This window comes from Streptomyces sp. NPDC088350 (assembly GCF_044753545.1).
In the GTDB taxonomy this organism is placed as follows: domain Bacteria; phylum Actinomycetota; class Actinomycetes; order Streptomycetales; family Streptomycetaceae; genus Streptomyces.
Genome location: NZ_JBIVNL010000017.1, coordinates 204,564 through 218,385, shown reverse-complemented (window position 1 = coordinate 218,385; position 13,822 = coordinate 204,564). Strand labels below are relative to the sequence as shown.

The window sequence follows — 13,822 nt, the reverse complement described above, 5'->3', positions numbered from 1 at the left end:
CCCACCATCAAAGAACCCCGCAACCCATGACCGCGCCAGACCCGACCAGCGGCCCGCCCCCCCCAAGGCTGTCGCCCATGCGCACGCCCCTCACCGGCGACCCCAGCCGACCCCCCCTCCCCCGCCCCCCCCCCCCCCACAACCACCACCCCCCCCCCCCACCCCCCGGCGGGCGCGGGCCGCCACCCCCCGGCGGCCGGCCGGCGCCGTCGAGGGCACCTGTCACGGGCCCGGGCCTTGGTGGCCGTGATGGCGGGCGCGGTCACCGTCGCGCGCTCAGACCAGCCCCGCGTAGTGCACGGTCAGGGCGATCTGCACCCGGTTGGTGTGCTCCAGCTTGGTGAGGATGTGGGAGACATGGGCCTTGACGGTGGCCAGGCTCATGTACAGCTCGGCCGCGATCTCCGCGTTGGTCCTCCCCTGTCCCACCGCTACGGCGACTTCGCGTTCCCGGTCGCCCAGCCGGTCGAGCCGGACACGGGCCTCGGCGGTCTCCGGTCGTCGCGGGGCCGTTCCGGTGCCCTGGGTGACCCGGGCGATGAGCTGCTCGGTCACCGCGGGGGAGAGCACCGGCTCACCCGCCTTCACCCTGCGTACCGCCGCGACGATCTCGGCGGGCGGGGTGTGCTTCAGCAGGAAACCGGCCGCGCCCGCGCGCAGCGCGCCGAGGACCTGCTCGTCGTCCTTGAAGGTCGTCAGCATCACGACGGCCGGGGCGCCGGGGCGGGCGCGGAGCAGCTCGGTCGCCTTCAGGCCGTCCACGCCGGGCATGCGGATGTCCATCAGCACCAGGTCGGGGGTGTGCTCCTCGACCAGGGCGACCACCTCGCCGCCGTCCGCGGCCTCGCCCACGACCTCGATGTCGTCGGCGCCGCTGAGCATCAGCCGGAGTCCTGAGCGGACCAGCGGGTCGTCGTCGACGAGCAGCACACGGATCATGCCGACCAGGGTAGCCAGGCCCGGAGCACGTAATCCGCCCCGGCCCTGCCGTGACTGAACGTGCCGCCCGCCAGCCCGACCCGCTCCGCGAGGCCGATCAGCCCCTGTCCGGCCCCCGGTATGCCCTCGCGCACGGCACCTCGTCCGGCCGGATTGCTCAGCTCCAGGGCGAGCCCGTCGCCGGGTCCGCCCTCCACCGTGATCCTGACCCGCGCACCGGGGGCGTGCTTTCTGGCGTTCGTGAGCCCTTCCTGGACGATCCGGTAGGCCGCGAGCCCGGCGATGCCCGGCGGACCGCCCGCCCCGACACGGCTCATGTCGAGGTCGACCTTCATACCGATGTCCTGCGACTCCCTGACCAGGTCGGGCACCTCGGCGAGGCCGGTCCGCGCGGGGCGGGCGGTGCCGTCCGCGCCCGGGTTCCCGGCCGGTGAACGCAGTACCTGGAGCACCACCTGAAGATCCTCCAGCGCCTGGTGCGAGCTCTCCCTGATCACGGCGGCGGCACGGGTGGTCTCCTGCGGGGACGCCCCGGCGTTGAACTCCAGCGCGCCCGCGTGGACGCTCAGCAGCGACAGCCGGTGGGCCAGTACATCGTGCATCTCCCGCGCGATGTCCTCCCGGGCCTCACGCTGAGCGCGTTGGGCCCGCAGCACCGCCTCCGCCTCGGCCCGTTCGGTGCGCTCGCCCAGGGAGCGGACGAACAGACCCCAGCCGATCGCGGCGGCGATCAGGACGGCGAGGATCACCGTGTTGGCGATCGGCACCCCGGAGACGTAAGGACTGGTCAGGAAGTGGACCGGGACCGGCAGCAGTGCCAGCAGGGCGACGCTGAGGACGGTGCGCGGTGGTCTGAGGGCGGCGACCGTGAAGAGCGCCACGATCAACGGCACCACGGCCGGGGTGATCGTCGCGGCTGCGATCGCCACGACGGCGACCGCGGTCGGCCGGCGCCTGCGCCACCACAGCGCCCCGACGGCGACCAGGGAGACCGGGCTCACCGCCCAGGTGAAACCGAGCAGCAGCGGCGACGAGAAGCTCAGCCGGTCGAACGGCCAGGTGCCGGAACCCACTACCGGGCTCAGCGCCAGACCGCCCCTGACCTGGACCAGGGAGAGGGCGGCCGTCAGCACAAGGGCCAGCACCACAATGCCGAGGTCGATCGTCTTCTCATTCCGGTAACCGCTCACAAGCGACAAATGTAGAGCGGTCGCCGATGGTCTCCCCACAGACTTTGGTCTAGAGACTTTGGTCTGTGCGGCGGGACACGAGTACCGACTTTGAGCCGAAGCCGGGCGTGGACCCGCGCTTCTAGCGTTCCGGCATGACCGAAAGAACCGATCTCACCGATCCACGAGAGAGCCCGGCGCTGGAGGCGATCGGCCTCGGCAGGCGCTACCGGCGCGGCTGGGCGTTGCGGGACTGCACGTTCCGGCTGCCCGCCGGACGGATCTGCGCGCTGGTCGGCCCCAACGGCGCCGGCAAGACCACCCTGCTGTCGCTGGCGGCCGGCCTGCTGGAACCGAGCACCGGCACCGTCCGGCTGGGCGGCCACCCGGCCCGGTCCGCCGAGGCCCGGCAGCACACCGCCTTCCTCGGCCAGGAGAAGGCGCTCTATCCGCGCTTCCGGGTGTCCGAGACGCTGCGCATCGGCCGTGAGCTGAACCCGACCTGGCACCAGGAGACCGCCGAACGCGTCGTCGCCGCCGGGGACATCCCGATGGACGCCAGAGTCGGCACCCTGTCCGGCGGCCAGCGCACCCGGGTCGCCTTCGCCCTGGCCCTGGGGAAGCGCCCCCGGCTGCTCCTCCTGGACGAACCGATGGCCGACCTGGACCCGCTGGTCCGACGGCAGATGATGGACACGCTGATGACCGAGGCCGCCCAGCACGGCGCGACCGTCGTGATGTCGTCCCACCTGGTCTCCGAACTCGAAGGCGTCTGCGACTTCCTGGTGCTGGTCGGCGGCGGCCGGGTCCGGCTGGCCGGCGATGTCGCCGAACTCATCGGCGCCCACCGGACCGTCTCCGCCCCCGACGCGCAAGCCCGCCGACTCGCCGGCCTGCCCGGCCAGGTGACCGTCGACACCCGCAGCGCGGGCGGACGCACCACGGCACTGATCCGCCCCCGAGGTCCCCTTCCGGCGGACACCGAGCCGGCCCTGCCAAGCCTGGAGGAACTGCTCCTGGCCCACCTGCGGACGGACGACGTACCACCCCTGATCACCCCCACCGCACGTCCCGGCGCACACCACGAGGTGACGGTATGAGCGGGACCCTGATCGCCAACCGCCCCTCGATCCCGACGAGTCGGGGACTACGGCTGCGCGGGCTGACCTGGCTGGTCTGGCGGCAGAACCGGCTGGCGTTCTGGATCGGCCTCGGCGTCGCGGCGGCCGTCGCGGTGTACGCGATCGTGCGGCACCAGGAGATGACGACCGCCATCGCCCAGGGGCATCTCGACGCCTGCCGGGGCACCACCGTCCCGGCCGGGGACTGCTCCCACAAGCTCAACTCCTTCACGCAGACATACCTGTTCCCGATGCGCAGGCCGCTCCAGGCCATGCTCGCGCTGCCGTTGGTCTTCGGCGTCTTCCTCGGCGGCCCCCAGCTGGCACAGGAGCTGGAGTCCGGCACCTACCGGACCGTCTGCTCGCAGTCCGTCACCCGGACGCGCTGGTTCGCGGCCAAACTGCTCGTCCCCGTGGTCCTGACGGTACTGATCAGCGGGACGATCGCCGCCGCGATGACCTGGTGGTGGCAGCCTGCGGGATCCCTGCTGGGTGGTTGGTTCCCCTGGTGGCAGTGGTATCCGTACGACGGGATCGGCCCCGTGGTGGTCGGCCTGTCCGTGCTGTCCCTGCTGATCGGCGTGACCGCGGGCCTGATCCTGCGCCGCACCGTCCTGGCGATGGGCGCGACCGTCGCCCTGAGCACGGGCGCGCTGTACCTGCTGGAGTCGGTGCGGGGGCAGCTGCTGCCCGCCACCCTGGCCACGGTCCAGCACACGACCGGCTCCGCCGCTCCGTCGAACGCGTGGGTGCTGGACGAGGGGCTGGCCGACGCCACCGGGCGACGGGTCCCGGACCTCGTCGACTGCTACGCGGCCGACGACTACGCGAAGTGTCTTGCCCAGCACGGCAGGACGGGCCGCTGGGCCGAGTTCCATCCGGCGTCCCACCTGTGGCCCCTGCAGTGGGCGGAGACCGGCCTGTGCCTGTTGTCGGCGGGAGCGCTGGCCGCCCTCTGCTTCTGGTGGATCCGCCGCCGCCCGTCCTGAACCCCCGCCCTCCCCTCACTCGCCCCAGGGATAAGGTCTCCCATGCCCTTCACCATGCGAATACGACGATCGCGCCTGCTCATCGCCCTCGCGGCAACGGCGGTCACCGCCCTCGCCGTGGCCGTGACGCTGGCGCTGACGGTCACGACGTACGACCACACCTCGCCGCGCGCCGCCCGGAACAAGGCGACGGGACCGGTGGCCTCCGGAGCCGTCGACTGCCGCCGGGCGAAGTGTGTCGCCCTCACCTTCGACGGCGGCCCCAGTCCCACGACCCCGCGCCTGCTGGACATCCTGAAGCGGGACCATCTCCACGCGACGTTCTTCGTCCAGGGCAAGGGGCATATCGCCAAGTACCCGGAGATTCTCCGGCGGATCGCCGACGAGGGACACGAGATCGGCAACCACACCTGGAACCACAAGGTCCTGACCCAGATCAACGCGGCCGACGCCCGCGAGGAGTTGACCCGCACCCAGGACGCCATCGAGAGGATCACCGGCACCAGACCGGTCCTGATGCGCCCGCCGCAGGGCCGCACCAACCGCAAAGTGGCCGACATCTGCCGGGAGTTGGGCCTTGCCCAGGTGCTGTGGAGCGTCACGGCCAAGGACTACGAGACGACCGACTCGGCCCTGATCACCAAGCGGGTGCTCGACCAGACCCACCGCGACGGCATCATCCTCCTCCACGACCTCCACAAGGGAACCGTGCCCGCCGTCCCGGGCATCATCAAGGCGCTTCAGCAGCGCGGCTACACCATCGTCACGGTCTCCCAACTCCTCGCCCCCGCCGAGCCCCGGCCGGGGATGGTCTACCGCCCCTGAACGTGTGCGGGAAGTGCCCGACCCCGCCGCGGAGTTGCGCGACTGCGCCGAGGCCCCGACCGCCGCCGGACATCGAAGCGCGGGCTCGGGGCACGCGACAGTACGGGACGCGAACCGTGCGCCCGCATCTCGGCTCGTCCAGTGGTTCCAGGAAGGCATCATGACGTCGTCGCATACGCACAAGTGGGGCCTCGGCAAAGGCAGTTCCAACCACCGGAGCCGTACACCGGGAAAGGCCGAGGGGAAACAGGCGCTGGCCGTCTCCGGGCGCGCCGGATTCGTCGCACGCGGTGTCGTCTACGTCCTCGTCGGCGCCCTCGCCCTCCAGATCGCGTCCGGCGGCGGTGGCCGGGAGGCCGACCGGCAGGGGGCGTTGCAGCAGGTCGCGGCGCAGCCCTTCGGGAAGGTGATGCTGTGGATGCTCGTCGTCGGCTTCGGCTGCATGACGATCTGGCGGGGCGCCGGGGCGATCCTCGACAACGGGCCGAAGCGCAAGGCCGGTTCACGGTTGCTCGACGGCGGCCGGGCCGTGTTCTACGGCTTCGTCTGCTGGGGGACGGCGTCCTTCGCCGCCGGGACCGGTGGATCGTCCGGCGGTGACGCGAAGTCGCAGGACTGGACCGCCTCGGCGCTGAAGCTGCCGGCCGGTCAGGAACTCGTGGGGCTGGTGGGCTGCGTCCTGATCGGGGTCGGCGCGACCCTCGCGGTACGGGCGGTGATGCGGAGTTTCCTGAAGAAGCTGGAGACGGAGAGGATGAGCCGCCGGGTGCGGCAGGCCGTCACCGGTCTGGGGGTGGGCGGCGGGATGGCGCGCGGTGTCGTGTTCGCCGGCGTGGGCGTCTTCGCGCTGGTCGCCGCCGTTCGCTTCGACCCCCACCAGGCCAAGGGCATGGACGCCACGCTGCGCAGCTTCGCGCACACCCCGGTGGGCCCCTGGCTGCTGGTCGCCGTGGCGATCGGGCTGGTCCTCTTCGGCGGTTTCTCCTTCGCGTCGGCACGCTGGCGCCGCCTGTGAACCGGCGCCCGAAACCGTCGTAGAACAGACAACAGGGGTGTGAGAACGCGCGATCTTCACGTGGTGGCGGAATCGTGAGGTCCGCGCAGACATGCTTGCGCGCGAAGGGGGCACGCGAGGTTCGACCTGTTCCCCAGCTAAGGCGGCATCGTGGCTTCCTCCGTGAACGCCCTCGAAGCAACTGCTCCTTCCCGCACGGGAGCGCCGGAGGTCGTGGTGGACCTGCCGTGGATCGAGGACGGGGGCAGGGTCGCCCCCAAGGACGCCCGTGTGCTGTCGCGGCTGTTCCTGGACCGGCTGCGGGAGTTGGAGGAGGGCACGCGGGAGTACCAGTACGCGCGGAACACGCTGATCGAGATGAACCTGTCCCTGGTGGCCTTCGCCGCCCGGCGCTTCCGCAACCGGGGCAGCGGTGAGATGGAGGACGTGATCCAGGTCGGGACGATCGGTCTGATCAAGGCCATCGACCGGTTCGACCTGTCGCGCGAGGTCGAGTTCACCTCCTTCGCGATCCCCTACATCGTCGGTGAGATCAAGCGTTTCTTCCGTGACACCACCTGGGCCGTGCATGTCCCCCGGCGTCTGCAGGAACTCCGTGTCGACCTCGCCAGGAGCAAGGAGACCCTCGCCACCCGGCTGGGCCGCAACCCGACGGTGAAGGAACTCGCCGCCCACCTGGAACTGACCGAGGACGAGGTCGTCGAGGGCCTGGTCGCCGCGAACGGCTATGTCGCGGGCTCGATCGACACCCCGGGCGGGGACGACGAGGCCGACAGCGCGCCCAAGTACGCGGACACCATGGGGGACACCGACCCGGCCCTGGAACTGTTCGAGGACCTGCACACGCTCGGCCCCCTGCTGCGACAGCTCGACGACCGGGAACGCACCATCATCGAGATGCGCTTCGGCCAGGAGCTGACCCAGGCCGAGATCGGCCGCACACTGCACGTGTCCCAGATGCACATCTCCCGCCTGCTCAACCGCACCCTCAAAAAGCTGCGCACCGGCCTCCTGCCCGCCTGATCCCGCACCCGCACGGCACCGAAAGGACCACCAGGGATGAGCGCCGACCACGATCCCCTGCACCAGAACTCCGCGCCGATCGTCACGGAGCCGGTGCCGGACCTCCAACTGCAGCTGCTGGTACGGCTGATCGGCCAGGACGCCAAGGCGGCCCTGCCCGTCACCCTCACCGTCGGCGGCTCCTTCCTCCACGGCGACCTGATCTCCCACGAGGCATGGACCACCGGCTGGGCGGACAGCCTGCACGGTGTCGACGGCCCCGGCGCGCAGTTGCTGGAGCGGTTCCCGCAGCAGGTCGACGAGGTGGTCGAGGACAGGCAGGGCCGGCACACACCGCGACGGCTGCCGCAGTGGATCCATCTGCGTGACGCCACCGGCGTCGCCGGGGCGGGCGGGCCGGTGGTCATGCCCCTGTGGCGCGGCCGGCTCACGGACGTGTCCGGCTGGTCCCTGGGCAGGCCGAAGTAGGCGTCCCGGGCGGTCGCCACAGGGTGGGCACGACGGGTGGACAGGGAAGCGGTCTGTGAGGATGAGCCGCATGAGCGTGCTGAGCAGGAACCATGTGACGGTGTCGGGCCGGCCCGGAGGACCGGTGGTGATGCTGGCCCACGGGTTCGGGTGCGACCAGCACATGTGGCGCCTGGTGGTACCGCTCCTGGAACGCGACTGCACCGTGGTGCTCTTCGACCACGTGGGCGCCGGACGCTCCGATCTGTCGGCCTGGACCCGGGAGCGCTACTCCACCCTGGACGGCTACACCGAGGACGTGCTGGAGATCCGCGACGAACTGGCGCTCGGCCCGGTGACCTTCGTGGGGCACTCGGTGAGCGCGATGATGGGCGTCCTCGCCGCGGCGCGCGAGCCGAAGGCGTTCACCGGTCTGGTGCTGCTCGCCCCCTCACCGTGCTTCGTCGACGATCCCGCCGCCGGCTATCGCGGCGGGTTCAGCGCCGAGGACATCGACGAGCTGCTGGAGTCGCTGGACGCGAACTATCTGGGCTGGTCGGGAGCCATGGCACCGGTGATCATGGGCAACCCCGAGCGCCCGGAACTGGGGGAGGAGCTGACCAACAGCTTCTGCCGCACCGACCCGGACATCGCCCGTGTCTTCGCCCGTGTCACCTTCCTCTCCGACAACCGCGAGGACCTCGCCGCCGTCACCGTGCCCACCCTGGTCGCCCAGTGCTCCGTCGACGCGATCGCGCCCCCGGAGGTCGGAGCCTTCGTCCGGTCCCGGATCCCGGGCAGCCGACTGGTCACCCTGAACGCGACCGGGCACTGCCCCCAGCTCGCCGCACCGGAGGAGACGGCCGCCGCGATCACCGACTTCGTGGCGGCCACGCGTTGATGGACAGCGACAGCGAGAGCGGCGAGCACCGACGCCCCGGGAAGCAGCCCGGCGAGGACCACGCGGCGTTCTCCGCGCTCCTGGAGGACAGCGCCGAGGACCTGTACGAACACGCGCCGTGCGGCTATCTCTCCACCCTGCTCGACGGCACGATCGCGAAGATCAACAAGACCCTGCTCGACTGGCTCGGCCACGACCGCGGCGACCTGGTGGGCCGCAGGACCTTCTCCGACCTGCTGACCGTAGGAGGCCGCCTCTACCACGAGACCCACCTCGGCCCGCTGCTGCGCATGCAGGGCGAGGTCAGCGGGATCGCCCTCGAACTGAAGGCGACCGACGGCAGCCGCCTCCCCGTACTGGTCACCTCCACGGTCAAGACCGGCGGCGACGGGCAGCCGTTGCTGATCCGCACCACGATCTTCGACGCCCGCGACCGCCGCGCCTACGAGACGGAACTGCTGCGCGCCCGGAAGGAGGCGGAACTCGAACGCGAGGAACTCAAGCGCCTCAACGCCACCCTCCAGCAGACCCTCCTGCCCCCGACTCTCGTGAATGTCCCCGGACTTGACGTCGCCGCGCACTACCACGTCGCCTCCACCGACATGGTCGGCGGCGACTTCTACGACCTCTTCCCGCTCTCCGCCGGGGCCTGGGGGCTGTTCCTCGGGGACGTGTGCGGCAAGGGCGCCGCGGCGGCGGCCGTCACCTCGCTCGCCCGCTACACCCTGCGCGCCGCCGCCGTCTACGACCCCGACCCGGCCGCCGTCCTGAGCAACCTCAACACCGTCCTCAGCCACGAGTACAACGGTCACGACCCGCGGTTCTGCACCGTCGTCTTCGGGCTGCTCACCCCCGAGGGCGACCGCGGCGGCTTCCGTATCACCCTGGCCAGCGGCGGCCACCCGCCGGCCCTCCTGCTGCGCGCCGACGGCAGCGCCGACCACCTGCACACCCCGGGCGGACAGCTCATCGGCGTCCTGCCCGACGCCCACATCGCCACCGCCACCGTCCACCTGGCGGCGGGCGACACCCTGCTGCTCCACACGGACGGACTGACCGAGGCCCGTCCGGCCCGGAACGGCGACGGCGACCGCTACGGCGACGAAGCCCTCCTCGACTTCGCACGCGCCCTGGCACCCACCACCGCCTCCGCCGCCGTCGCCGCGATCCGCGACCTGCTCGACACCTTCGGCACCGGCGTCGACGACGACACCGCCGTCCTCGCCATCAACGTGCCCCGACCGACCAGCGAAGAGCAGCCGTGACCCGACTCGCCGTCCACACCCGGACCACCCCCGCGGGGCCCGTCGTCGAACTCACCGGAGAACTCGACTACGACAGCTCCTCCCAGGTGCGCGATCTCCTGCCCGCGCTGGCGCTCCAGGACGGCCAGCAACTCGTCGTCGACCTGACCGGTGTCACGTTCTGCGACTCCAGCGGCATCACCGCCCTGCTCGCGGCCCGCAACCACGCCCTCGCCGCCCGGGCGGACATCGCGCTGGCAGCGGTCCCCGACCGCATCAGCCGTGTCTTCCAGATGGTCGGGCTGGACCAGGTCTTCCGCACCCACCCCTCCGCTCAAGCTGCCGAGGCCGCCTGGACACCTCCGGCGGCCCGCCCCTGAGACGTCGTCAACGGCCGAGGTAGAAGCGGATGGTCGTGCCGTCCGGCGCCGTATGGAGGCGGACGAGATCGGCGACGTAGTGCACCAGCAGGAGACCGCGCCCGCCGGGCTGGTCGCGTGACGCCGGGCGCCGGCCGGCCAGCGGATCGTCCAAGCGGCCGTGGTCCTGGACCTCGCAGACGATCCGCCCGCCCTCGGCCCAGAGCCGCAGCGTCCCCGATCCGCCCCCGTGCAGCACGCTGTTGGTGGTCAACTCCGAGACGGCCAGGGTCAGATCCTGCAGTCGCGCGCCCGCCAGGCCCAGCCGCTCGGCCTCCTGGACCGCGAAGTAGCGGGCCTTGGGAAGCCCCGCCGCGTCGAAGGGGAGGTTGGCCGCGTCCGGAGGGCAGGCGAGCGGCTCGTTGTAGCGGGCGATCACCCGGTACGGATCGTAGGCCCCGCTGGGCAGTTCACGGTCTCCGTCGATGACGACCGGGTGGGTGGCCCAGGCGTCGGCGAGCACCTCGGGCTCCAGGCGGTCCGCGTCGTACGGGCACAGGATCGTCGCCTCACGGTCCCCGAACGCGGCGTTGATCAGCGCCTCGTGCTGGACGCAGGCGGGGTACTCGACGGCGGTGCGGCCGGGCCAGATCGGCTCCCCGATGATCCGTACCCGGCGGCCGGAGTGGGTGTCGGCGAAGGCCCGCAGCACGCCGGGGATGATCCGTCCCGGGTTGCGGCCCACCTCGGTCATGTCGAGGAACCGCACCTCGGCGGCGCTCGACCCGAGTCCGGCCCTGATCAGTTCGAGACGAGGACCGGGAACGGCGACCGCGACGGCCTCTCCGGCGGCCAGCCCGTCCCGGAGGAACGGCACCGTACCGGCCGTGTACTGCTCCTCGCCCCGGTAGAACAGCGCGGGATGCGCGAACGGTTCACCGCGGGTGGCCGTACTCATCGCGCCGCCACCTCGATCCTTGTCGGGCCGGCCCAGGACGACGGCAGTCTACGGGGGTGGTACGACGCGTGGCGGGCACCGGACCGATGCCGGTGCCCACCACCCGTCGCGCGACCGCGTGCCGATCGGTGTCCGCGCGGCCTCAGTTCACGGTGAAGTAGTAGTCGTAGGGCGCCAATGAGATGCCGGAGCAGGTCGTCGCGTGGACCGTGAGGTCGTAGTCGTCGGCCGCGGCCGGGGTCCAGTCGACGCTCGCCGTGTGGTGTGCGCCCGCGGCGACCGTGACCTCCGGGTCCCCGTTGACGGAGTACGTGTAACTCGCGACGCCCTTCACCTTCGGTGTGAACGTGAAGGAGCCGGGAACGCCCGCGCCGCCGCCGGAACCGTTCTCGGGATAGACGTCCGAAGCGACGGTCGGCGTGGTGTCGTAGCTGATGCCCCAGAAGGCCGCGTCGGTGACCCAGCCGTTCGCGCTTGTGCTGCTCACCCGGAGGGATTCGCCGTAGATGCCGTCCAGCGTGAGCGTGACGCTCGCCGTGCCGTCCGGGCCCGCCGGGACGTCGATGGTCTTGTCGCCGCCCTGGCCGCCGATCGTCTCCACGGAATAGCCGACGACCGAACTCGTCGACTGGAGGCCCGCGTCGGGCCGGAACGTGAACCTGGTCGGCCTGTCGAACGCGGGCGACGCGACGGCCGGCGTGACGGTGGGCGCCGTGGAGTCGAGGAGGAACGAGTAGCCGGTGATCGCCGACCCGTTGTAGGCCCGGTCGAGGCTGCGCACCCAGAGGGTCGTCGGACCGGAGGAGCCGCTCGGCGGGAGCAGGCTGATCGTGGCCGAACCGCCGGGGGCGTCGGCGCGGGTGAAGTGTCTCGGGTCGTCGTACGGGTCGACGAACCGCGGGACGCCGTGGTCGCCGATGGTCGCGGAACCGGCGATCGGGAGGTCCTGCTGCCAGGCGTACTCGAACCCGGTGACGTCGTCGTCGCCGTTGGCGTTCAGCGTGAACTCGACCGGGCTTCCGCCCTGGTCCCGCACGCCCTGCGGGTAGTTCGAGGAGGAGACGCCGGGAGTGTTCGCCGGAGGTGTGTCGTCGATCGCGACGTAACAGGGAGCGGACCAGTCCGAGGCCGTGTCCCCGGCCACGGTCTGCGCCCGCCACGCGTAGGTCTGCCCGTCGGGAAGGGCGTCGGCGGGCAGGTTGGCGGTGGCCTCGAATCCGGGGAGGGCGTAGGCGCGGGTGACCGTCGTGGTGTGCGTCGGGTCGGTGACCGGCCAGACCTGGTACCGCACGTTCACCAGGGAGGTGCTGGTCGTGTCGGTGGTTTCCGGGATGCCCTCGACGGTGAGGCCGTTGCCGGCCCAGAGGTAGGTGGGCCGGTCCGAGTCGGTCGAGCAGCTCTGGTCACCGTTGAACAGCTGGGTCGGTGTGACGGGTGCCGCGTCGGCCGCGCTCGCGGGGGACACGGAGGCGGCCAGTACCAGGCCGAGAGTTCCGAGAGAAGCGAGGACGGTGCGCGAACGCGCGCCGAAGGACATGGTCAAGTGATCCCTCCCGTTGGGGTGCCCGCAGCACGGCGCCTGGATGCGCACTGGCGTACGAGCGGCGAGGGGATCGTATGGGGTGGCGCGGGCCGGCGCATGGGAATTCGTCCCGGACGCCCGCCGGGGCGAGGCTGCGCGCACTGCCCGAACTCCGCTACGGAGCAGGCCTGTTCAGGTCGAGTCGTCCGATGCGGGCCACGTTCCCCCGGTCGTCGGCGTCGTCGCTGGCCGCCGCGGCGAACCAGGCGTCGAGGATCTCCTTCAGCAGCGGCTCGGACGTCAGCCGCAGGCTGAGGGCCAGGACGTTGGCGTCGTTCCAGCGGCGTGCGCCGTCCGCCGTGTACGCGTCCGTGCACAGGGCCGCTCGTACGCCCGGCACCTTGTTCGCGGCGATCGACGCGCCCGTACCGGTCCAGCAGCACACGACCGCCTGGTCCGACGTCCCGCCGGCGACCTCACGGGCCGCCGCCTCCGAGCAGACCGCCCACCGCGGGTCGTCCCCGGGGCGCAGCGCCCCGTGCGTCACCACCTCGTGGCCCCGGTCGCGCAGCTCCGCGACGAGGGAGCGGGCCACGGGTTCGTCCATGTCCGAGGAAACAGAGATCCGCATGTCCCGGAGGCTACCCGAACCCCGAATCGCCGCCGGGCCGTGATCAGCGGACGACGTCGAGGACGTTCAGCTGCAGGCCGTTGGCGTAGACGGCGTGCTCGACCAGCTTCAGCTTCTGGGTGTCCTTGTCGGACGCCGGGAAGAGGCGCTTTCCGGCGCCGAGCAGCAGGGGGTGGACGAGCAGGTGGTAGCGGTCGACCAGGCCGGCGTCCGCGAGGCCGTGGTTGAGGGCGGCGCTCCCGTGGACGATGATCGGGCCTCCCTCGGTGTCCTTGAGGGCGGCGACCTCGTCGAGGGAACGCAGGATGGTGGTCTCGCCCCAGTTCGAGACGAGCCTGTCGTCGGTGAGGGTGGTGGAGACGACGTACTTCGGCAGGGACTTGTAGTGCGCGAACTCCTCCATGTCCGGCCACACCGGGCTGAACGCCTCGTAGCTGGCCCGGCCCATCAGGACCGCGGTGGACTCCGCCTGCTCCCGCCCCTTGATGTCGTACGCCTCCGGCAGGAACTCGACGTCCTTGAAGGTCCAACCGGAGTTGCGGTAGCCGGGTTCGCCGCCGGGGGCCTCCATGACGCCGTCGAGGGAGATGAAGGCGGTGCTGATCAGGGTGCGCATCGGGGTTCCTCGGGGGTGGGTGTTGCGGTCGGGACGCCTCCAGGATCCGACCGACAAGAAAAA

At 71.4% G+C, this 13,822-nt stretch carries 15 protein-coding genes; 9 read left to right on the top strand and 6 right to left on the bottom strand.

The features are described 5' to 3' along the window. Positions 1-276 precede the first annotated feature (276 nt). Positions 277-939: a response regulator gene (locus tag ACIQBL_RS43365; protein WP_401953189.1), complete on the bottom strand. Its 663-nt coding sequence runs from the start codon at positions 937-939 to the stop codon at positions 277-279. Continuing rightward, positions 936-2,129, bottom strand: a complete 1,194-nt coding sequence (locus ACIQBL_RS43360) for a sensor histidine kinase (protein ID WP_401953186.1) — start codon at positions 2,127-2,129, stop codon at positions 936-938. Before ACIQBL_RS43360 ends, ACIQBL_RS43365 begins: the two co-directional genes overlap by 4 nt. 134 nt (positions 2,130-2,263) lie before the next feature. On the opposite strand from ACIQBL_RS43360, the gene ACIQBL_RS43355 reads away from it, so the two are divergent. The 9 genes from ACIQBL_RS43355 (at position 2,264) to ACIQBL_RS43315 (ending at position 10,053) form a co-directional block, all read left to right on the top strand. After that, positions 2,264-3,208 (top strand): ABC transporter ATP-binding protein, encoded by a 945-nt coding sequence (locus tag ACIQBL_RS43355; RefSeq protein WP_401953183.1) that lies wholly within the window; start codon positions 2,264-2,266, stop codon positions 3,206-3,208. Then, on the top strand, positions 3,205-4,218 hold the full coding sequence (locus ACIQBL_RS43350) for an ABC transporter permease (RefSeq protein ID WP_401953180.1): 1,014 nt from the start codon (positions 3,205-3,207) through the stop codon (positions 4,216-4,218). The genes ACIQBL_RS43355 and ACIQBL_RS43350 overlap by 4 nt, the downstream gene beginning before the upstream one ends. 42 nt (positions 4,219-4,260) lie before the next feature. After that, positions 4,261-5,043: a polysaccharide deacetylase family protein gene (locus ACIQBL_RS43345; protein WP_401953178.1), complete on the top strand. Its 783-nt coding sequence runs from the start codon at positions 4,261-4,263 to the stop codon at positions 5,041-5,043. Positions 5,044-5,203: 160 nt separating this feature from the next. Next, positions 5,204-6,058, top strand: a complete 855-nt coding sequence (locus ACIQBL_RS43340) for a DUF1206 domain-containing protein (protein WP_401953175.1) — start codon at positions 5,204-5,206, stop codon at positions 6,056-6,058. 162 nt (positions 6,059-6,220) lie between these two features. Continuing rightward, a complete protein-coding gene (locus ACIQBL_RS43335; RefSeq protein ID WP_401953213.1) occupies positions 6,221-7,081 on the top strand; it encodes an RNA polymerase sigma factor SigF in 861 nt (286 codons plus the stop codon). Between the two features lie 36 nt (positions 7,082-7,117). Further along, on the top strand, positions 7,118-7,549 hold the full coding sequence (locus ACIQBL_RS43330; protein WP_401953172.1) for a hypothetical protein: 432 nt from the start codon (positions 7,118-7,120) through the stop codon (positions 7,547-7,549). A 70-nt stretch (positions 7,550-7,619) separates the two neighbouring features. After that, a complete protein-coding gene (locus ACIQBL_RS43325) occupies positions 7,620-8,429 on the top strand; it encodes an alpha/beta fold hydrolase (RefSeq protein ID WP_401953170.1) in 810 nt (269 codons plus the stop codon). Continuing rightward, positions 8,429-9,694, top strand: a complete 1,266-nt coding sequence (locus tag ACIQBL_RS43320) for a PP2C family protein-serine/threonine phosphatase (RefSeq protein ID WP_401953167.1) — start codon at positions 8,429-8,431, stop codon at positions 9,692-9,694. The genes ACIQBL_RS43325 and ACIQBL_RS43320 overlap by 1 nt, the downstream gene beginning before the upstream one ends. Continuing rightward, on the top strand, positions 9,691-10,053 hold the full coding sequence (locus tag ACIQBL_RS43315; RefSeq protein WP_401953164.1) for an STAS domain-containing protein: 363 nt from the start codon (positions 9,691-9,693) through the stop codon (positions 10,051-10,053). The genes ACIQBL_RS43320 and ACIQBL_RS43315 overlap by 4 nt, the downstream gene beginning before the upstream one ends. Before the next feature lie 7 nt (positions 10,054-10,060). On the opposite strand, the gene ACIQBL_RS43310 is transcribed toward ACIQBL_RS43315, so the two are convergent. The 4 genes from ACIQBL_RS43310 to ACIQBL_RS43295 all read right to left on the bottom strand — a co-directional run bounded on the left by ACIQBL_RS43310 (position 10,061) and on the right by ACIQBL_RS43295 (position 13,759). Further along, the gene (locus ACIQBL_RS43310; protein ID WP_401953161.1) at positions 10,061-10,990 is read right to left on the bottom strand and encodes an anti-sigma factor RsbA family regulatory protein; all 930 of its coding nucleotides are present in this window, start codon (positions 10,988-10,990) and stop codon (positions 10,061-10,063) included. 142 nt (positions 10,991-11,132) lie between these two features. Then, positions 11,133-12,527 carry a hypothetical protein gene (locus ACIQBL_RS43305; RefSeq protein ID WP_401953210.1) on the bottom strand — a complete coding sequence of 465 codons (1,395 nt, stop codon included), beginning with the start codon at positions 12,525-12,527 and terminating at the stop codon, positions 11,133-11,135. A gap of 160 nt (positions 12,528-12,687) precedes the next feature. Next, positions 12,688-13,143 carry an RpiB/LacA/LacB family sugar-phosphate isomerase gene (locus ACIQBL_RS43300; RefSeq protein WP_401953158.1) on the bottom strand — a complete coding sequence of 152 codons (456 nt, stop codon included), beginning with the start codon at positions 13,141-13,143 and terminating at the stop codon, positions 12,688-12,690. A gap of 43 nt (positions 13,144-13,186) precedes the next feature. After that, complete coding sequence (locus ACIQBL_RS43295; RefSeq protein WP_401953155.1) at positions 13,187-13,759, bottom strand: dihydrofolate reductase family protein; 573 nt, start codon at positions 13,757-13,759, stop codon at positions 13,187-13,189. Between the last annotated feature and the right edge of the window lie 63 nt (positions 13,760-13,822).

Coding starts and splice junctions, on each gene's coding strand:
- ACIQBL_RS43365 (WP_401953189.1), bottom strand. CDS start 939: ATGATCCGTGTGCTGCTCGTCGACGACGACCCGCTGGTCCGCTCAGGA.
- ACIQBL_RS43355 (WP_401953183.1), top strand. CDS start 2,264: ATGACCGAAAGAACCGATCTCACCGATCCACGAGAGAGCCCGGCGCTG.
- ACIQBL_RS43350 (WP_401953180.1), top strand. CDS start 3,205: ATGAGCGGGACCCTGATCGCCAACCGCCCCTCGATCCCGACGAGTCGG.
- ACIQBL_RS43345 (WP_401953178.1), top strand. CDS start 4,261: ATGCCCTTCACCATGCGAATACGACGATCGCGCCTGCTCATCGCCCTC.
- ACIQBL_RS43340 (WP_401953175.1), top strand. CDS start 5,204: ATGACGTCGTCGCATACGCACAAGTGGGGCCTCGGCAAAGGCAGTTCC.
- ACIQBL_RS43330 (WP_401953172.1), top strand. CDS start 7,118: ATGAGCGCCGACCACGATCCCCTGCACCAGAACTCCGCGCCGATCGTC.
- ACIQBL_RS43325 (WP_401953170.1), top strand. CDS start 7,620: ATGAGCGTGCTGAGCAGGAACCATGTGACGGTGTCGGGCCGGCCCGGA.
- ACIQBL_RS43320 (WP_401953167.1), top strand. CDS start 8,429: ATGGACAGCGACAGCGAGAGCGGCGAGCACCGACGCCCCGGGAAGCAG.
- ACIQBL_RS43310 (WP_401953161.1), bottom strand. CDS start 10,990: ATGAGTACGGCCACCCGCGGTGAACCGTTCGCGCATCCCGCGCTGTTC.
- ACIQBL_RS43305 (WP_401953210.1), bottom strand. CDS start 12,527: ATGTCCTTCGGCGCGCGTTCGCGCACCGTCCTCGCTTCTCTCGGAACT.
- ACIQBL_RS43300 (WP_401953158.1), bottom strand. CDS start 13,143: ATGCGGATCTCTGTTTCCTCGGACATGGACGAACCCGTGGCCCGCTCC.
- ACIQBL_RS43295 (WP_401953155.1), bottom strand. CDS start 13,759: ATGCGCACCCTGATCAGCACCGCCTTCATCTCCCTCGACGGCGTCATG.